The organism is Streptococcus mitis, assembly GCA_001560895.1.
In the GTDB taxonomy this organism is placed as follows: Bacteria; Bacillota; Bacilli; order Lactobacillales; family Streptococcaceae; genus Streptococcus; species Streptococcus mitis_Q.
In genome coordinates, this window is sequence record CP014326.1 from 1,808,433 (window position 1) to 1,827,135 (window position 18,703).

At 38.9% G+C, this 18,703-nt stretch carries 15 protein-coding genes and 1 other RNA gene; 2 read left to right on the top strand and 14 right to left on the bottom strand.

Going from position 1 to position 18,703, the window contains the following annotated elements; translation table 11 throughout:
- Nucleotides 1-9: 9 nt before the first annotated feature.
- From AXK38_08445 to AXK38_08470, 6 genes are all read right to left on the bottom strand, one after another.
- A complete protein-coding gene (locus tag AXK38_08445; protein ID AMH89266.1) occupies nucleotides 10-1,434 on the bottom strand; it encodes a phosphogluconate dehydrogenase (NADP(+)-dependent, decarboxylating) in 1,425 nt (474 codons plus the stop codon).
- 75 nt (nucleotides 1,435-1,509) lie between these two features.
- Nucleotides 1,510-2,901: a Holliday junction resolvase gene (locus AXK38_08450; GenBank protein AMH89267.1), complete on the bottom strand. Its 1,392-nt coding sequence runs from the start codon at nucleotides 2,899-2,901 to the stop codon at nucleotides 1,510-1,512.
- Nucleotides 2,902-2,913: 12 nt separating this feature from the next.
- On the bottom strand, nucleotides 2,914-4,071 hold the full coding sequence (locus AXK38_08455; GenBank protein ID AMH89268.1) for an N-6 DNA methylase: 1,158 nt from the start codon (nucleotides 4,069-4,071) through the stop codon (nucleotides 2,914-2,916).
- A gap of 84 nt (nucleotides 4,072-4,155) precedes the next feature.
- Nucleotides 4,156-4,536, bottom strand: an RNA gene (gene rnpB, locus AXK38_08460) — RNase P RNA component class B.
- A 20-nt stretch (nucleotides 4,537-4,556) separates the two neighbouring features.
- On the bottom strand, nucleotides 4,557-4,886 hold the full coding sequence (locus AXK38_08465; GenBank protein ID AMH89269.1) for a cell division protein GpsB: 330 nt from the start codon (nucleotides 4,884-4,886) through the stop codon (nucleotides 4,557-4,559).
- Between the two features lie 69 nt (nucleotides 4,887-4,955).
- Nucleotides 4,956-5,483 carry a hypothetical protein gene (locus AXK38_08470; GenBank protein ID AMH89270.1) on the bottom strand — a complete coding sequence of 176 codons (528 nt, stop codon included), beginning with the start codon at nucleotides 5,481-5,483 and terminating at the stop codon, nucleotides 4,956-4,958.
- A 66-nt stretch (nucleotides 5,484-5,549) separates the two neighbouring features.
- On the opposite strand from AXK38_08470, the gene AXK38_08475 reads away from it, so the two are divergent.
- Nucleotides 5,550-6,149, top strand: a complete 600-nt coding sequence (locus tag AXK38_08475) for a Holliday junction resolvase RecU (protein AMH89271.1) — start codon at nucleotides 5,550-5,552, stop codon at nucleotides 6,147-6,149.
- Nucleotides 6,142-8,310 (top strand): penicillin-binding protein, encoded by a 2,169-nt coding sequence (locus AXK38_08480; protein AMH89272.1) that lies wholly within the window; start codon nucleotides 6,142-6,144, stop codon nucleotides 8,308-8,310. The genes AXK38_08475 and AXK38_08480 overlap by 8 nt, the downstream gene beginning before the upstream one ends.
- A gap of 381 nt (nucleotides 8,311-8,691) precedes the next feature.
- On the opposite strand, the gene AXK38_08485 is transcribed toward AXK38_08480, so the two are convergent.
- The 8 genes from AXK38_08485 to AXK38_08520 all read right to left on the bottom strand — a co-directional run bounded on the left by AXK38_08485 (nucleotide 8,692) and on the right by AXK38_08520 (nucleotide 18,646).
- Nucleotides 8,692-10,671: a peptide ABC transporter ATP-binding protein gene (locus AXK38_08485; GenBank protein AMH89273.1), complete on the bottom strand. Its 1,980-nt coding sequence runs from the start codon at nucleotides 10,669-10,671 to the stop codon at nucleotides 8,692-8,694.
- 201 nt (nucleotides 10,672-10,872) lie between these two features.
- Entirely contained in the window at nucleotides 10,873-11,976 is a 1,104-nt protein-coding gene (locus AXK38_08490) for a UDP-galactopyranose mutase (protein AMH89274.1), read from the bottom strand.
- A gap of 63 nt (nucleotides 11,977-12,039) precedes the next feature.
- Complete coding sequence (locus AXK38_08495) at nucleotides 12,040-12,891, bottom strand: NAD(P)-dependent oxidoreductase (protein AMH89275.1); 852 nt, start codon at nucleotides 12,889-12,891, stop codon at nucleotides 12,040-12,042.
- A gap of 65 nt (nucleotides 12,892-12,956) precedes the next feature.
- Nucleotides 12,957-14,006 carry a dTDP-glucose 4,6-dehydratase gene (locus AXK38_08500; protein ID AMH89276.1) on the bottom strand — a complete coding sequence of 350 codons (1,050 nt, stop codon included), beginning with the start codon at nucleotides 14,004-14,006 and terminating at the stop codon, nucleotides 12,957-12,959.
- Nucleotides 14,007-14,018: 12 nt separating this feature from the next.
- Entirely contained in the window at nucleotides 14,019-14,612 is a 594-nt protein-coding gene (locus tag AXK38_08505) for a dTDP-4-dehydrorhamnose 3,5-epimerase (GenBank protein ID AMH89277.1), read from the bottom strand.
- Entirely contained in the window at nucleotides 14,613-15,482 is an 870-nt protein-coding gene (locus AXK38_08510) for a glucose-1-phosphate thymidylyltransferase (protein AMH89278.1), read from the bottom strand.
- Nucleotides 15,483-16,231: 749 nt separating this feature from the next.
- Nucleotides 16,232-17,416 (bottom strand): UDP-N-acetyl glucosamine 2-epimerase, encoded by a 1,185-nt coding sequence (locus tag AXK38_08515; GenBank protein AMH89279.1) that lies wholly within the window; start codon nucleotides 17,414-17,416, stop codon nucleotides 16,232-16,234.
- Nucleotides 17,417-18,646 (bottom strand): capsular biosynthesis protein, encoded by a 1,230-nt coding sequence (locus AXK38_08520; GenBank protein ID AMH89280.1) that lies wholly within the window; start codon nucleotides 18,644-18,646, stop codon nucleotides 17,417-17,419.
- Nucleotides 18,647-18,703: the final 57 nt, after the last annotated feature.

Here is an 18,703-nt window from a genome sequence, read left to right on the forward strand (position 1 = left end):
CAGACCTACTTATTTTTCATCATACCAAGAGTAGTGGAATGTTCCTTCTTTGTCTTTACGTTGGTAAGTGTGGGCACCAAAGTAGTCACGTTGCGCTTGGATCAAGTTAGCTGGAAGGTCAGCTGAACGGTAGCTATCAAAGTAAGTAATAGCTGCTGAGAAAGTTGGTACTGGCACACCAGCTTGAACCGCAAGAGCTACGATATCACGCACTGCTTGTTGGTACTTAGCAGTAACATCCAAGAAGTATTCATCCAAAAGAAGGTTCGCAAGGTCTGCATCACGGTTGTAAGCATCTGTAATCTTTTGCAAGAAACGAGAACGGATGATACAGCCATCACGCCAGATAGATGCGATATCTGCAAATGGCAAGTTCCAGTTGTTTTCTTTAGAAGCTACACGCAATTGAGCAAAACCTTGTGCGTATGAAATGATTTTTGAGAAGTAAAGAGCTTGACGGATTTTTTCAATCAACTCAGCCTTGTCTCCTTCAAATGTGAAGGTAGCTGGTTTTGGAAGCACCTTGCTAGCATGTACACGTTCTTCTTTGTAAGTTGAAATGTAACGTGCAAATACTGACTCAGTGATGAGTGACAATGGTACACCAAGGTCAAGTGATGATTGGCTAGTCCATTTACCAGTTCCCTTGTTACCTGCAGCATCAAGGATGTAGTCTACGATTGGCCCATCTTGACCTTCATCGTCTTTACGGCTCAAGATATCAGCTGTGATTTCGATCAAGTAGCTGTCCAATTCACCCTTGTTCCACTCAGTAAAGATTTCAGCCATATCCTCTGCAGAAAGGCCTAGCAAGTGTTGCATCAAGTCATAGCTTTCTGCGATCAATTGCATGTCACCATACTCAATACCGTTGTGAACCATTTTCACATAGTGACCAGCTCCATCAGGACCGATGTAAGTCACACATGGTTTGCCATCTTCTGGTGCTTTAGCTGAGATTTCTTCAAGAACATCCGCAACCAATTCGTAGGCTTCTTTTTGTCCACCAGGCATGATAGAAGGACCTTCAAGGGCACCTTTTTCACCACCAGAAACCCCAGTGCCGATAAAGTTGATACCTGAGTTTGCCAATTCTTCATTACGACGGATGGTATCTTTGTAGAAAGTATTTCCTCCGTCAATCAAGATATCACCCTTGTCAAGGTGTGGAAGAAGGGCTTGGATAGTAGCATCTGTACCAGGTCCAGCTTGAACCATCAACATGATACGACGAGGTTTTTCGATTGAGTTTACAAAACTTTCAACGTCATAGCTTGGTACAAAGTTCTTTTCAGGATGGCAAGCAATTACATCTTCAGTTTTTTCTTTACTACGGTTGTAAATAGCAACTGTGTAACCACGAGATTCAATATTTAGGGCAAGGTTACGGCCCATTACGGCCATACCTACGACACCAAAGTTAGCTTTTGTCATTTGACACTCCTCTTGTTTAATTTGTTTTATTTTATCATTTTTACTTTTGAAAAGAAAGAATTTTGTAACGACTGCTTAGTAGTCCAAGTCATCCGCATGGCCAGAACCATTTCCAACAAAGTATCCTGTCTTACAGTTAAGGGTAAAGAGATAGGTTCCGTCTGGCTTGTAGAGGTTGTAATAACCATTGCCATTAACGATATTAACACGTTCAAGGATATATTGGTTGCCAGTGATATAGCCACGTGAACGTGAAGTCGCTAAAATTTGTTCCAAGACACCATCCGCAAAATCCCAGGCAGAGTTGTTACTATCATCAATAGCAGACTGATTATAGGCAACACGACTAGCACTTCTTTGAACAGCAACCCCTGCACTCGAGAGACCCATATTGACTTCACTTCGACTACTTCTAGTCTCATTTGAACTACTTGGTTTTGTCTCACTAGTCGTATTTGAACTTGCTTGACTAGAACTGCTAGTTTGGCTTGAACTTGAGCTTGAAGCACTTGTTTGCTGGCTCTTACCAAGGCTAATAGCCTTATCTAGCACTTTGTCAATCTCAGTATTGCCAGTTTTAATATCCGTAAATTTAGCATCCGATTTGACTTTGGCATTGGTATCCAAAACACCATCCACAATAGCTGGTTTTTCAAATTGAGCATTGACTTCTTGGATGGCCTTGATTTGCGTTTCTAAGCTGTCATATTTCGATTTAGCAAGTGCATGTTCGCGACTACCTTCCAGTTTATCAAGCAAGGTTTTGAGTTGACTCAGTTTATCAAACTGGCTATTCTTCAAAGCTGTTTTATTGCTATCAGTGTAGAAGGCATCGTATAAATTATTAAATTCTTCTACTTCTGCCTGCGTATTTGTGGTTGATTGAGAAGTCTGAATTTCCTTGGTCGAACGCGCTACTTGACGATAGACATAATAAGCAGTTCCAAGGATAAGAACCGATACGGCTGCTAGAATCCCGTAAATCAACCATTTCTTCTTACTTTCTCCATCTTCACTATCCGTAACTCGAGAAAATGTTGGGACTTCTTCCCCTTCAAACAATTGTACTTCTTCAGTCTCCAATTCTTCGACAAGAGGAGCTTCTGAAACTCGTGTTAATTCTAAATCATCAAACTGACCCAATTCATCTTCTGGGGCTATAGAAGTTACTCCTGTTTCCTCACGAAGCTCTTGAAGCAAATTATCCAGAGTCTGAGGCTCCTCTACCTCTTCTTTTTCAACTAAATCATCCTTACTAAACTGACGCGTTTCAAACTTATCTGCCTCAATTTCATCTTTATGTTGCTTTACATACTTGTCTAAGATAGAATCTCCAGGCAATACACCTGCTTCCACCTCTTCGTTTTTACGCATGGCTTGTCCAACCGTTAGCTCTTTGGCATCTTCAAAATCAAATTGAGGTTCTTGATGTTCTGCCTTATGACGATTCCGTCTTATCTTACTCATGAGTATCCCTTTCTATTTTAACTCTTGGCGTTTAACACGCTGACCAAAATATTGATACAGATCTACTTTCAAGGTTCCGTTGTATAACTTACGTTTCTTATCCGCCTGACTACCGTATTTGCTTTCAAATGCTTCATCACTAGTTAGGATAAACTTACTCCAAGTTTTCAATGGTGCGAATACTTGCCCCATCTCAGCATAGAGCTTGGTAACTCCTACATAATCTGATAAACGTTCTCCATATGGCGGATTGGAGATAATCACGCCATTGATTTTATCAGAACGTAAATCCTGCACGCGCATCTGCTTAAAAGTAACGTCTCCTGCAACACCAGCTGCCTGAGCATTAGCTTTAGCAATTTCCACCATGCGAGCATCAATATCACAGCCCATAATATCCAGTTCAAGATCACTGTCTACTTTTTTAGCCGCTTCTGTACGCACTTCCTGAATCAAGCGATCGCTGACCCAGTTCCACTCCTCAAATGCAAAAGAGCGACGAAGTCCTGGTGCCATCTTTCGAGCAATCATGACAGCCTCGATACAGAAAGTCCCCGAACCACAGGTCGGATCAATCAAAGGCTTGTCTGGATACCAGTTAGAAAGTTGTAAAATAGCTGCCGCCATGTTTTCCTTGATAGGTGCTCCCCCTTTTTCGGTACGATAACCACGTTTAAAGAGGCTAGACCCTGTCGTATCAATCATGACAGTTGCCACATCTTTGAGAATAGAGACCTCAATCTTAAACTCTGGGCCATTCTCCATTAGTGGAATACCTTCTGGGCGAGCATAGTGTTTCTGCAATTTCTTGACAACAGCTTTCTTAGAAATAGCCTGTACACTTGGCTCATTGTGAAGTTTAGATTTAACACATTTGGCCTTGGAAATCGGAAACCGAGCTCCGAGTGGTAAATAATTTTCCCAATCTAAAGCGAAAACTCCCTGAAACAGCTCTTCAAAAGTCTTAGCTGGGAAAGTTCCTACGATGATCTTGATACGATCTGCTGCCCGAAGCCAAAGGTTGGTTTCAATAATAGCTCTCACGTCTCCTTGAAAACGAACACGTCCATTTTCAACCTGACAATCGTAGCCCAACTCTCGCACTTCTCGTCCCACAACAGCTTCAAGACCTGCTGCAGCAGTTGCAATTAAATTAAATTCTTTTTTCATGTTACAGTCTTGCAAGACCTTTCTATATGTCCACTTTAAAAAATGAGGTTGAGAAAATTTCTCAGCCCCAACCTATATGCAATTTTCTATAAGCCATGTTTTGTTCCAGAAGTGACTAGGACCACTTCCTTCGATAATCATCTGTCTACCACTAACAGCTCTAGCTGATAGCAGTCAGAATACTACGTTCGTTTCCGCGTACTCCATGCCCCGACCAAAATTTGGGTTGCTAGCTTGAGGGGTTTACCGCGTTCCACTCTCTCCGTTTCCAGAAAGACTCCGTCACTGTGGCACTTTCAAGCCTACTCTGGCCTATCCAAGGACTTAGCCATTTCAACTGCCGTAACGATTTCTCGTCCCTAGGCTTATGGTTTCGCCTAGCACAAACACTACAGGCATCACAGCCTGTGCTAGCATGGACTTTCCTCATGAGAAGCAACTCTCCTCACGCGATTATCCAAAAATTGCACACCTCAAATAACTACTTAGAAATCTGAGTTATCTAAAATTTGTTTACCAAAAACTTCTTTTTCCAATCGATTCAGGCGTTTCAAAATATCAAAATTCGTCATAGAACTTGTAGTTGCCGCTTCAAGGGGTTCTGTTTGAACTGGTGAAGGTTTTGGTTTACGAGCTAATTCTTCCTTCAAATCCGCAATTTCCTGACGAAGTGACTTGACCAAGGCCGCATAGGTTTCATAGTCCTTGATGACATCGTCTAAAAACTCATCAACTTCTACTTTACTATAGCCACGGACTTCACGTCCAAACTCTTGTTCAAAAATATCTTTCGCTGAAAAAATAATACTTGCCATGTCTCTCTCCATTCTCGCTTGCTAGTATTATTATATAAAAAAAGCCAAACAAAAATCAAGGTCAAAGCTTCAATTTTCGGAAAAATTTTCAGCAAGTTCATTTAACTGATCAAATGTTAATCTCTTTATAAAATAGTCCTCTTGATTTTTCATCTTTTGGTAAAAATAAGCTAGTCTCGTTTCATTTTCCTCATCATAAAAAAGATAAGAACTATTCGTATTTTCCAATAAAAACTGCTGGTAATCTCTTAACTGACCTTTGTGTTCATAACGAGGATAGGCATATTTGACAAAGTCTACCTGCTTAAAGCGGCTCAGTTTCATCTGATTACCTTCATTCCAATTTTCCCCATGTGTTTCAAAAGCAAAAATGGTAGCCAAGTGGAAACCGTATTCGGTCTTCATTTCCTGAGCAACCTCTAAAACCCAATATTCAAAACCCAAAGTTCCGGTAAATACAAGCCAAGTCACCCCATCTTCTGCCATAGCTTCTAAATCCCTACGTATCGCTTTTTTAATCAATTTAAGACGAGGATCCTTGTCAGAAAACAAACCCAAATCAAAAGCAGAATAGCCTAAAACCAAAGCTGTAGTCATTTTTAACCCTTCCTGTGCAAATTTATGATATAATAGAGTGATGTTATTGTACCAATAAGGAGAATTATGGTCAACTATCCTCATAAAATTTCATCAAAAAAAAGACAAACATCTCTTTCTCAACCAAAAAATTTCGCAAATCGAGGAATGTCTTTTGAAAAGATGATCAATGCTACCAACGACTACTATTTGTCTCAGGGATTGGCAGTTATACACAAAAAACCGACTCCTATTCAAATCGTACGAGTGGACTATCCACAACGAAGTCGTGCCAAGATTGTTGAAGCCTATTTTCGACAAGCTTCAACGACAGACTATTCTGGCGTTTATAAAGGATATTACATCGACTTTGAAGCCAAGGAAACAAAACAAAAACGTGCGATTCCGATGAAAAATTTCCATCCACATCAGATTCAGCATATGGAACAAGTCCTTGCCCAACAAGGAATCTGCTTTGTCCTTCTTCACTTTTCTTCTCAGCAAGAAACCTACTTATTACCGGCACATGATTTGATTCGCTTCTATCATCAAGATAAGGGGCAAAAATCAATGCCACTTGGATACATACGAGAATACGGTTACCAGATAAAACTAGGGGCATTTCCGCAAATTCCCTATCTCGATGTCATCAAAGAACATTTACTAGGTGGTAAACAAGATGAATAAATACATTCTTATGCGAATAGTAAAGTATACTGGGATTTTTTTCCTAACTCTCTTTATCGCATTATTTCTATTGGGTGGAGGAGTTTTCCTCTATTTTGTGAGCAAAGCTCCAGCCCTATCAGATAGTAAATTAGTTGCGACAACTTCTAGCAAAATTTACGACAATAATAACGAACTCATTGCCGACCTGGGCTCTGAACGCCGAGTGAACGCTCAGGCCAATGAAATTCCTACTGATTTAGTCAAAGCCATCGTGTCTATCGAAGACCATCGCTTCTTTGACCACAGAGGGATAGACACAATTCGTATTATGGGAGCCTTCTTACGTAACTTACAAAGTAATTCTTTACAAGGTGGATCAACCCTAACCCAGCAGTTGATTAAGTTAACCTATTTCTCAACATCAACTTCGGATCAAAACATCTCTCGAAAAGCACAAGAGGCTTGGCTCGCTATCCAATTGGAACAAAAAGCTACCAAACAAGAAATCCTTACCTACTACATCAATAAGGTCTATATGTCAAATGGTAACTATGGTATGCAGACAGCAGCCCAAAATTACTACGGAAAAGACTTAAAAGACCTCTCTCTACCTCAATTAGCTTTGCTAGCAGGTATGCCACAGGCACCCAACCAATACGATCCTTACTCTCATCCAGATGCAGCGTTGGACCGTCGTAATTTGGTTCTTTCAGAAATGAGAGGACAAGATTACATTAGTGCTGAACAATATGAAAAAGCTATCAACACACCTATCACTGATGGTTTACAAAGTCTTAAGTCAGCTGCTACTTATCCAGCGTATATGGATAACTATCTAAAAGAGGTTATTGAACAAGTAGAGCACGAAACGGGATATAATCTTCTTACTACTGGAATGGAAGTCTACACCAATGTAGACAAGGACATTCAACAAAGACTTTGGGATATTTACAATACAGATGAATATGTCTCTTATCCAGATGATGACCTTCAAGTAGCCTCAACTATCGTAGATACTTCCAATGGTAAAGTCATCGCCCAACTTGGAGCTCGTCACCAAGCAAGCAACGTTTCATTTGGTACCAACCAAGCTGTGGAAACCAACCGTGACTGGGGATCAACCATGAAGCCAATCACTGATTATGCCCCAGCCTTAGAATACGGTGTATATGATTCAACTGCAGCTACTGTCCACGATATTCCTTATAACTATCCTGGAACAAGTACCCCTCTCTACAACTGGGATAGAGCATATTTTGGTAACATTACTCTGCAATATGCCCTTCAACAATCTCGTAACGTACCTGCTGTTGAAACACTAAACAAGGTTGGTTTAGATAGAGCTAAAAACTTCCTAAATGGTTTAGGCATCGACTATCCTGTAATGCACTATTCAAATGCTATTTCAAGTAATACAACTGAATCTGGTAAACAGTACGGTGCAAGCAGTGAGAAAATGGCTGCGGCTTACGCTGCATTCGCTAATGGCGGTATCTACCACAAACCAATGTACATCAATAAAATCGTCTTTAGTGATGGTAGTGAAAAAGAATTTTCTGACGCTGGTACAAGAGCTATGAAAGAGTCTACTGCCTACATGATGACAGAAATGATGAAAACAGTCTTGACATCTGGAATAGGTTACAACGCCTATCTGCCTGGAATTCCTCAAGCAGGTAAAACAGGTACTTCTAACTACACAGATGATGAAATTGAAAAACACATCAAGAACACTGGCTATGTAGCTCCAGATGAAATGTTTGTTGGTTATACTCGTAAGTATTCTATGGCCGTTTGGACAGGTTATACCAACCGTCTCACTCCTATTGTAGGTGATGGTCTCACAGTTGCTGCTAGAGTTTATCGTAGCATGATGAGCTACCTTACTCAAAATAACCATCCTGGAGATTGGACAATGCCTGAGGGACTATATAGAAACGGGCAGTTCGTATTCCTAAACGGAGCAAGAAATACATGGAGTACTCCTGATACACAACAAACACAATCAGATGTAGAGAATCCCTCTACAACAACTGAAAGTTCAACTACCCAAGTAACACCTACTCCTGGTCAACAATCAAATAATCCTGCTCCAACAAATCCAAATCAGGGACAACCTGGCCAACAAATCCAACAGCAACCACAGGCCCCTCAAGTTCAACAACAACCACAACAGTAAACGAAAATCCTGAGAACTAGAAATTCTCAGGATTTTTATATAGTAGATTGAAATAAAATGTGAACAAATTGATTAGGAAATTCAAACTCTACTCTTCGAAAATCTCTTCAAACCACGTCAGCTTCACCTTGCTATATATATATATATATATATATGTGAGTGACTTCGTCAGTCTTATCTACAACCTCAAAACAGTTTTTTGAGCAGTCTGCGACTGGATTTCTAGTTTGCTCTTTGATTTTCATTGAGTATAATTTCTAACAATGTTCTAGAAACAATGGTGTAGTATTGTAGACTCAATAGGCTGTATTATTCTAGATTCAACTCCCTCTACTAGAAAGACATATAAAGGAGTCGGCTACAAACCAAACTCCCTTACCTTTATTTCACATGTTTCACAAGGTCTTCTTGCGCTTTTTTATTGGATTCTTCTTTTTCTTTCATCCATTTTTCTTGGGCTTTTTGGTATTCCTCTACAGTGACTGCCTTGTCTTGAAGTTCCAAGTATTTGTATAGGAGCGGATCGCTTGTCCCCTTGTTACCAGAGAAGGCAAACGGCATCGTAAATGGTACCATCTTAGACAAGATTGGGCGACCAGTAAGTGTTGTTGTTGGGATAATCAAGGCACTATCTGTCAACCAAGCTTGTGCAGCTGCGTATTTATCATAACGTTTTGCTACGTCTGTTGTCTCATTTCCAGCTTCAGTTACTAATTTCTCATAGTCGTTTAGACCAACAGTTTTAGCTGCAGCATTATCTGTACCAGCATCAAAGCCAAGGTAGGTTTTAGTGTTTTCACCAGCTGATGGTTTGATAATATCGAGGTAAGTTGATGGATCGGCAAAGTCAGGACTCCAACCAACATTATCTGAAATATCCCAATCTTCCCCAGCTGCTGTCTCAGCAAAGTAGGTAATATTCAAGACTTCATCTTTTTGTAATTGTTGAATATCAATTACGACATTATCTGCACCCAAGGTTTCTTCAACCGATTGTTTAAAAGACTGTACGCGTTGAACTTTTGTAGTTGCTGTCTGGTCAACTGGCATATCCAAATGAATTGGGAAGGTCACGCCTTCTGCCTGTAAAGCTGACTTAGCCTTCGCAAATTCAGCCTTAGCCTTGTCTGGATTGTAAAGACCATCTTGGGCATCGGCAAGATTAACATCCTTCCATTCATCTCCATAAGTTACTAATTTTTCCTTGACCATATCGCCAAAGTTTTTACCATCTGATTGAACAAATGTTGGTGGAACAAAGAGATTACGCAAGATTTTGCTGGCACCACTAGCACCGTTCACTTGTGAAGCATAGGCTGTACGGTCAAAACCAAAGGCAATAGCCTGACGGAAATCCTTGTTTAAGAGAGCCTTTTTGGTAGAAGTCTTTTGTTCGTCGCTGGTCTTAGATGTGTGTTTATAAGATTGACGGTCAATATTTGTCCCTACTAAATAAGTCGTAGAGTCTTGTTGAGTATAAACGATATTGTCTTTCATACTCTTCTCAAGCTCTGCAAAACTTGCATTTGTTGGATAAAGTCTAGCTGCTGTAAAGCTTCCATCCTTAAAATTCTCTGCTGGTTTGCTGGTGTCTTGACCATCCCAGAATGACAATTTGATCTTGTCAACATGAACATTGTCCTTATCCCAGTAGTTAGGATTTTTCGCAAATTCAACGGAAGATTTAGCCACAAGAGATTTTAACAAATAAGGACCATTATACAAGATACTGCTTGGATCCGTAGCTTTGGCAAAATCATCCCCTTTTGAGTTCAAAAACTCTTCATTGACTGGCGCAAGTACACCCATAGTTGTTTTAGAATTCCAAAAAGTTTCAGGTTTGTTCAAGGTGTATTGGACTGTTTGATCGTCAAGGGCTTTAATCCCAACTTGAGCAAAGTCTGTAGTCTCACCTTTTGCATAGGCATCTAGACCTTTGATTGAATCTTGTACCAAGTAAAGGGCTTGTGATTTCTTATCTGTTGCATATTTAAGACCTGTCACAAAGTCCTGTGCCTTAACAGGAGCATACTCTTCACCTTCTGCAGTATACCACTTGGCATCCTGACGAATCTTATAAGTATAAGTCAAGCCATCCTTAGAAACTGTCCAGTCTTCTGCCATAGAGGGAATAAGATTCCCATAGCGGTCATTTTCAAGTAATCCATCAATGACATTACTAGTAATGTTTGAAGTAGCTGCCTTACTGGTTGTTAAATAGTTGAGATTATCTGGATCTGTCTCGTATGTAAATGCAAAGGTCTGTTCACCTTTAGCGCCTGAGCCCCCTGAACAAGCAGCTAAAACACCCGCTGCTAATAAAGTCACTCCCGCAAGAGCCAATACTTTTCTTGTTTTCATAGTCTTCTCCTTTGTTTTTTTATTCATTATAGACCCTTTTTCAAGTCCTGTCAATACAATTTTCTGAATTTTTGAAAATTATTTTTTAAACAATAAGTTTGCAAAAATATGAATAATATCAAAAAATCCCTCAACTACATTACATAGTCAAGAAATTTTTAATACTTTTATAAATGAGAACTGGTGGTCAATTTTACTTATTTAATCTAACTCATTTCTCACACACTGCAAGGCTGCTCCAATTACTTGGTGCATATCGTAATAACGATAGTGTCCTAAACGACCACCAAAGATAACATTCCCTTGCTCATCGGCCAATTTTTTATACGATTTATACAAATGATTATTACGATCATTATTAACTGGATAATAAGGCTCATCACCTTTTTCCCATGTTTTGGAATGTTCTTTAGTAATGATAGTCTTTGCTTGACTCCCAAACTCAAAATGTTTGTGTTCAATAATGCGAGTATATGGGGTATCAGCATCCGTATAGTTCACAACTGCATTTCCTTGGTAATTTTCCATATCCAGGGTCTCATTTTCAAAACGAAGACTACGATACTCTAGTTCACCCAACTTATAATCGAAGAATTCATCAATCATACCGGTAAAGACAATCTTAGGGAAGTCCTTCATATATTGCTCTTTATTGGCAAAGAAATCAACATTTGTTTCTACATCAATGTTTTCATGATCCAACATTTTTTCAACTATCTGAGTATAACCACCAATTGGAATTCCTTGATAGGTATCGTTAAAATAGTTGTTATCATAGGTCAGGCGTACTGGCAAACGGCGAATGATAAAGGCTGGAAGTTCCGTAGTTGGCTTGCCCCACTGTTTCTCTGTATAGTCCTTGATTAATTTTTCGTAGATGTCTGTACCTACAAGAGATATCGCCTGTTCTTCCAAATTTTCAGGAGTTTTACCATTTAAAACCGCACGTTGCTCATCAATCTTAGCTTGTGCTTCTGCTGGCGTTACAACTCCCCAAAGTTTATTGAAAGTATTCATATTGAAAGGAAGGTTATAAATCTCTCCCTTATAGTTTGCAACTGGAGAGTTTGTGTAACGGTTAAACTCTGCAAACTGATTTACATAATCCCAAATCTCCTTATCAGAAGTATGGAAAATATGAGCACCATACTGATGAACTTGAATTCCTTCCTCTTCACGAGTATGGATATTACCCGCGATATGATTTCGTTTTTCAATGACTTTTACTTTTTTTCCTTTTAAGGCTGCTTCATGGGCAAAGACTGCACCAAAAAGACCAGCACCAACGATAAGATAATCGTACATCTTAAGCTCCTTTGGAGTTTATTACCTGCCTCTTTTATTAGACTAGAAAAATCATTCTATTGCTTATCTTACTTCTTGTTTGTAAAATTCTTTCAAGGCATCTTTCCAGGTTGGAATGACAAATCCAGTAGCTTTAGCTTTAGAAAGGCTCATTGTTGAGTTTAGCGGACGTTTAGCTTTTGCTGGAAATTGGCTTGAATCTACTGGCTTGATTTCCACATCTGTATCTTTCAAAATTTCAACTGCAAAATCATACCAAGTTGTGTCTTCTGTAGCATCATTTGACAAATGATAATAACCAAATTCCTTGCGGTTTTCAGCCAGGTAGGTCATGAACTCAGCCAAGGTACGAGTCCAAGTCGGACGACCGTGCTGGTCATTTACAACTGTTAAAGTCTTATGATTTTTCGCAAGATTTTGCATGGTAAAAACGAAATTTTTGCCATAATTTCCAAATACCCAGGCAGTACGGATAATATAGAAATTAGACACATGCTTCTCAACTAACTCTTCCCCCATACGCTTAGTGCGTCCATATTCTGTCTGTGGATCTGGTCGGTCATCAACTTCCCACTCTTGTCCAACTGGTTTCTTACCGTCAAAGACATAGTCGGTAGAAATATAAACTAGAGTTGCACCATGCTTTTCAGATGCTTTTGCGACATTCTCTGTCCCTGTAACATTGATGGCAAAGTCCAATTCTTTTCCTTCATCCTCTGCTGCATCAACAGCGGTGTAGGCTGCACAGTGGTAGACTAAAGTTGGTTTCACCTCTTCAAAAACTTTCTCAACCATTTCTGCATTGGTAATGTCCATTTCAGCCACATCTACTGCTACGTATTCTTCATTACGCTCATCCAATAAATAACGAAGTTCAGTTCCTAATTGGCCTTTTGCTCCTGTAATTAAAATCATCTATAGACCTTTCTAATATGTAACTCTTTCCACTATAGCAATAAAAAGCAGTTATTTCCTGCTTTTTATAATGTAATAATCTCCTGAGTCTTAGCATAATTAGCTTCAACAGCTTCTTTCTCTGCTTTCCACCATTCTTGATTATCTGTATACCACTTGATTGTTTCCTTGAGCCCAGCTTCAAAGTTGGTGAATTCTGGTTTCCAGCCCAACTCATCACGGAGTTTACTTGCATCAATCGCATAACGAAGATCATGTCCTGCACGGTCAGTCACATGATCATAGGCATCCGCAGCTTGTCCCATTTCCTTAAGGATAAGTTCCAAAACTTCCTTGTTGTTCTTCTCGCCATCAGCCCCAATCAAGTAGGTTTCACCGATTTGACCTTTTGTTAAGATTGTCCAAACGCCTGAAGAATGGTCATTGGTATGAATCCAATCACGAACGTTCTTTCCTTCACCGTAAAGTTTTGGCTTAATTCCACTTAGGATGTTGGTAATCTGACGTGGGATAAATTTTTCAATGTGTTGATAAGGACCGTAGTTATTTGAACAGTTGGAAATCGTTGCTTTGACTCCAAAAGAACGCACCCAGGCTTTGACAATCAAGTCTGAAGCAGCCTTGGTTGATGAATACGGAGAGCTTGGGTTGTATTTTGTTTCAGCAGTAAATTTCTCACCTGGACCTTCACCATGACCTGGCAAATCCTCGCGTAGAGGGAGATCACCATAAACCTCGTCTGTAGATACATGGTGGAAACGAAGATCGTATTTACGTGCTGCTTCTAAAAGAGTATAGGTTCCGATGAAATTTGTATGGATAAATGGTGATGGATCATTCAGCGAATTGTCATTGTGGCTTTCCGCTGCATAATGAACGATAGCATCTGCTTGAGCAGCCAACTTGTCTACCAACTCTGCATCCGCAATGTCCCCAACAACTAACTCAACACGATCACCTAAAATTGCCTCAATATTAGCGCGGTTCCCAGCATAAGTCAACTTGTCTAATACTGTCACATGAACATCTGGAAAATTCTTGTAAACATAGTGGACAAAGTTGGAACCGATAAAACCAGCTCCACCTGTCACGATAATTTTTTTGTATTCAGTCATATTCTTTCCTTTTTACAAATCTTCTTTTTTCAAAGGTTTTACATCCTTAAGTAGTGGATGATTTTTATCTGCATCTGAAACCTCTGCTTCTGCAAGATTTTCCCATTCAATGCCAAGGCTTGGATCAGCATAATTCACAAAGGCATACTTGGGTTTGAGTTCAAGAGCCCAGTAGTCATTGACCAAATAACTATAAGAAACTGTATCTGATAGGACTTGGAAACCATTGGCCACGCCTCGAGGAACAAAGATTCCCTTACTTGCATCAATTACTGTCTGATAGGTATTTCCAAAGTTTTCGCCCTCGCGTAGATCAACCCAAGAACCCAGAACTTTCCCACCATCTGCTACAGAGATGTACTTATCCCAAGGTTCTGCGTGGAGGCCACGGAGAACATTTTTACGTGAGAAGGATACATTGTTTTGCAATTTTCCTTCTGCAAAGAAAGACTCTGGAAATCCAAGTGGGAGCATTTTTTCCTTTTGGAAATTTTCTTTAAACCAGCCACGATTATCACCATGAACAGGGATATCAAACTCCAACATACCTGGAATTGCATCAACCTTGCGTGCTGCAAGCGTCTTTCCGAAAAAATTATCTGTCATCTATGCTTCTCCAATCAAACGGAGCAGATACTGCCCGTATTCATTTTTCTTAAGTGGTTGGGCTAAGGCCAATACATCTTCGCGACTGATATAGCCCATACGGTAAGCAATTTCTTCTAAGTTTGCTACCTGAACATTTTGCATCCGTTGGACTGTTTCGATGTACTGTGAAGCCTCTAGTAAACTTTCATGAGTGCCAGTATCCAACCAAGCAAAGCCACGTCCCATAACCTCAACCGATAAATCTCCACGATCTAGGTAAGCCTTGTTGACATCTGTAATTTCCAATTCACCACGCGGGCTTGGTTTTATATTTTTGGCAATCTCTACTACATCATTATCGTAGAAATAGAGGCCTGTAACTGCATAATTTGAACGAGGATGTTCTGGCTTTTCTTCGATAGAAATGGCGTTCATGTCTTTGTCAAACTCAACAACACCAAAGCGTTCTGGATCCTTCACGTGATAGCCAAAGACAGTCGCTCCTGAATCCTTGTTTGCTGCCTTTTGTAACATCTTAGAAAGACCAGGACCGTGATAGATATTGTCACCTAAGATCAGAGCAACGCTATCATCACCAATAAATTCTTCACCAATAATAAAGGCTTGTGCCAAACCATCTGGACTTGGTTGCTCTGCATAAGACAATTGAATCCCAAACTCAGAGCCATCTTGAAGAAGCTCTTTGAATCGATGCAAATCCTGTGGAGTGGAAATAATCAAAATATTCCTAATCCCAGCCAACATCAATGTTGAAAGTGGGTAGTAAATCATCGGTTTATCATAAACCGGCATAAGTTGTTTTGATGCAGCGCGAGTCAAAGGATATAAACGTGTCCCCGAACCACCTGCTAGAATAATACCTTTCATAGTAGGGTACCTTTCTTTGTTGTTTTAGATTCAATTCCTATTAATTGTATACTGCTCTAAAATCAAAATAATCGTCACAGTTTTTCAAATTATTATCTAAAAACACAGAAAAACTCTTCTTTATCTATAAAAATTCACTTATTTCATATTATATTTAGCATAAAATGAAATAAGCGAATTCTACTTTGTTTGCATACAATTAAAAATCAATTCCTAAGGATGTTTCAAATAACTGTGTAAGAGGCATAATTCCACCATTTCTTAGTTTTTCAATGCTAAATTACATAGTAATCAGAGATTCATTAAAAATCTCTAACTTCCTCATCGTAAAAAATGACAATGAGATACTTATTGATTTCAATTAATTAACAGAATACGAACTAGACAAGTGAGTGCGTCTACTTGCTAAACACTTTCAAGCGTTTACTTTCCTCATTCAGTCATCTTAATCTACGACTTACATCATCAGATAAGTCATACTCACCATTTAAACTAGATAAAATATGTTGTTCTTCTTCATCAGTCTTCTCTTCAATAAGTACATCTTTAAAAATTAGTGCCATGATTATCACCTCACTGTAATTGTTAAAGTGTTGTTACTTTATTCTATCAAACATAAGACGCAAAAACAAGCCATAATCCGATAGAATATCAATCCCCTCTACTATCAAAGAAGTCATTTCTATCAAATTCGTTCCATTTTATTCCTGTTCTATTAAGAATTGATTATTTTATTAAAAATATACAATTCAGTTTTTCCGCCAAACTATTTTATCCACTATCCCTGTATAGCTCTGTATTATCTTAACAACTTTAGTAGAGACATTTTCCTCAACATAGTCTGGTACAGGTAAGCCAAAATCCTCATCTTCTGCCAAGCTAACAGCAGTTTCAACTGCTTGAAGAAGAGAATTTTCATCAATACCTGCCAAAATAAATCCTGCCTTATCTAGGGACTCAGGGCGTTCTGTACTTGTACGAATACATACAGCTGGGAAAGGATAACCTTGACTAGTAAAGAAACTACTTTCTTCTGGTAAAGTTCCCGAATCAGATACTACAACAAACGCATTCATCTGTAAACAATTATAATCATGGAATCCTAGTGGCTCATGCTGAATCACACGTTTATCTAGTTCAAAACCGCTCTCTTGTAGCCTTTTCTTTGATCTAGGATGGCAAGAATATAAGATTGGCATATTATACTTTTCAGCTAATTGATTAATTGCCGTAAAGAGAGAGAGAAAATTTTTATCTGTATCAATATTTTCCTCACGGTGAGCTGAAAGTAGGATATAACCTCCTTTTTTCAATCCCAAACGTTCATGGATATCTGAAGACTCAATGGCAGATAAATTTTTATGTAACACTTCTGCCATAGGAGAACCAGTTACGTACGTGCGCTCTTTAGGTAAACCACACTCATGTAAATACTTACGAGCATGTTCAGAATATGCCAAGTTAACATCTGAAATAATATCAACAATCCTACGATTAGTCTCTTCCGGTAAACACTCATCCTTACAGCGATTGCCAGCCTCCATATGAAAAATTGGAATATGTAAACGCTTGGCAGCTATAGCTGATAGACAAGAATTTGTATCCCCTAAAATCAATAAAGCATCTGGTTTAATTTGGTTCATCAATTTGTATGAAGTATTAATAATATTCCCTACAGTAGCACCAAGATCATCTCCAACAGCATCCATGTATACATCTGGAGTGTCTAAACCTAAATCATCGAAGAAAATACCATTTAAATTATAATCATAGTTTTGTCCAGTATGTGCCAAAACAACATCAAAATACTTTCGACATTTAGTGATAACACTACTTAGACGTATAATCTCTGGACGTGTTCCCACAATAATCAATAACTTAAGTTTGCCATTATCTTTAAAGCGAATATCACTATAATCCGTCTTAATTTTCATTTATTTCTCCACTTGTTCAAAAAAAGTATCTGGATGGCTAGGATCAAATGACTCATTAGCCCACATTACAGTAACTAGATTTTCTGTATCAGAAAGATTAATAATATTATGTGCATAGCCCGGTATCATATGTATAGCTTCAATCTTATCGCCTGACACTTCAAAGTTCAGAATAGGATATTCTTGCCCGTTTTCATCCAGTCCTATCCTACGCTCTTGTATTAAAGCACGACCAGAAACAACCATGAAGAATTCCCACTTAGAATGATGCCAATGTTGCCCTTTAGTAATGCCAGGTTTAGAAATATTGACAGAAAATTGACCCGCATTTTCCGTTTTTAATAGTTCCGTGAAACTACCTCGTTCATCTATATTCATTTTTAGAGGGAACTTAAACTTATCTACTGGTAGATAAGATAGATAGGTAGAATACAATTTCTTTTCAAAAGATCCTTGAGGAATTTCAGGCATAACTAAACTATCTGGCTGTTTTTTAAATGTTTCTAACAGAGTAACAATCTTTCCTAAAGTTACATGATAAGTCGTTGGTACATAACAGTAGTTTCCTGATGGGTTAGGTAAGATTTGTAATCCATCTAAACTGCAACGATGAGGATTTCCTTCTAATGCAGTTAGACACTCTTGTATCAAATCATCAATATACAGCAACTCCAATTCTACACTTGGATCATTTACTTGAATAGGTAAATCATGGGCTAGATTATGACAGAAAGTTGCTACAGCAGAATTGTAGTTAGGACGGCACCACTTCCCATAAAGATTCGGGAAACGATAAACTAAGACAGGTGCTCCCGTTTTCTTTCCATATTCAAAGAAGAGTTCTTCCCCTGCTAGCTTAGATTGCCCATATACAGAGTTCGCAAATCGGCCTTCTAAACTAGCTTGAGTAGAACTCGAGAGTAGAACAGGACAAGTGTTTTCATACTTTTCTAAAATCTCCAATAATCTACTGGAAAAACCATAATTTCCCTCCATGAATTCATCAGGATTCTGTGGACGATTGACACCAGCTAAATGGAATACGAAATCGGCCTTCTTACAATATTCTTCTAATAAAATTGGATCTGTATCACGATCATACTGAAAAATCTCTCCAATCTCTAAATTAGGACGAGTTCTATCTCGTCCATCTTTCAAAGCTTCCAGAGTACAGATAAGATTTTTTCCTACAAATCCTTTCGCTCCTGTGATTAAAATATTTTTAATCATGCCCCCTCCTTGTTTTATATGCTATTTTAATAGTCAACTCTCTCGACAATACATGAT

Bases quoted from the DNA above. Each gene is read 5' to 3' on its own strand.
- AXK38_08445 (AMH89266.1), bottom strand. From the start codon at position 1,434: ATGACAAAAGCTAACTTTGGTGTCGTAGGTATGGCCGTAATGGGCCGT.
- AXK38_08450 (AMH89267.1), bottom strand. From the start codon at position 2,901: ATGAGTAAGATAAGACGGAATCGTCATAAGGCAGAACATCAAGAACCT.
- AXK38_08455 (AMH89268.1), bottom strand. From the start codon at position 4,071: ATGAAAAAAGAATTTAATTTAATTGCAACTGCTGCAGCAGGTCTTGAA.
- AXK38_08465 (AMH89269.1), bottom strand. From the start codon at position 4,886: ATGGCAAGTATTATTTTTTCAGCGAAAGATATTTTTGAACAAGAGTTT.
- AXK38_08470 (AMH89270.1), bottom strand. From the start codon at position 5,483: ATGACTACAGCTTTGGTTTTAGGCTATTCTGCTTTTGATTTGGGTTTG.
- AXK38_08475 (AMH89271.1), top strand. From the start codon at position 5,550: ATGGTCAACTATCCTCATAAAATTTCATCAAAAAAAAGACAAACATCT.
- AXK38_08480 (AMH89272.1), top strand. From the start codon at position 6,142: ATGAATAAATACATTCTTATGCGAATAGTAAAGTATACTGGGATTTTT.
- AXK38_08485 (AMH89273.1), bottom strand. From the start codon at position 10,671: ATGAAAACAAGAAAAGTATTGGCTCTTGCGGGAGTGACTTTATTAGCA.
- AXK38_08490 (AMH89274.1), bottom strand. From the start codon at position 11,976: ATGTACGATTATCTTATCGTTGGTGCTGGTCTTTTTGGTGCAGTCTTT.
- AXK38_08495 (AMH89275.1), bottom strand. From the start codon at position 12,891: ATGATTTTAATTACAGGAGCAAAAGGCCAATTAGGAACTGAACTTCGT.
- AXK38_08500 (AMH89276.1), bottom strand. From the start codon at position 14,006: ATGACTGAATACAAAAAAATTATCGTGACAGGTGGAGCTGGTTTTATC.
- AXK38_08505 (AMH89277.1), bottom strand. From the start codon at position 14,612: ATGACAGATAATTTTTTCGGAAAGACGCTTGCAGCACGCAAGGTTGAT.
- AXK38_08510 (AMH89278.1), bottom strand. From the start codon at position 15,482: ATGAAAGGTATTATTCTAGCAGGTGGTTCGGGGACACGTTTATATCCT.
- AXK38_08515 (AMH89279.1), bottom strand. From the start codon at position 17,416: ATGAAAATTAAGACGGATTATAGTGATATTCGCTTTAAAGATAATGGC.
- AXK38_08520 (AMH89280.1), bottom strand. From the start codon at position 18,646: ATGATTAAAAATATTTTAATCACAGGAGCGAAAGGATTTGTAGGAAAA.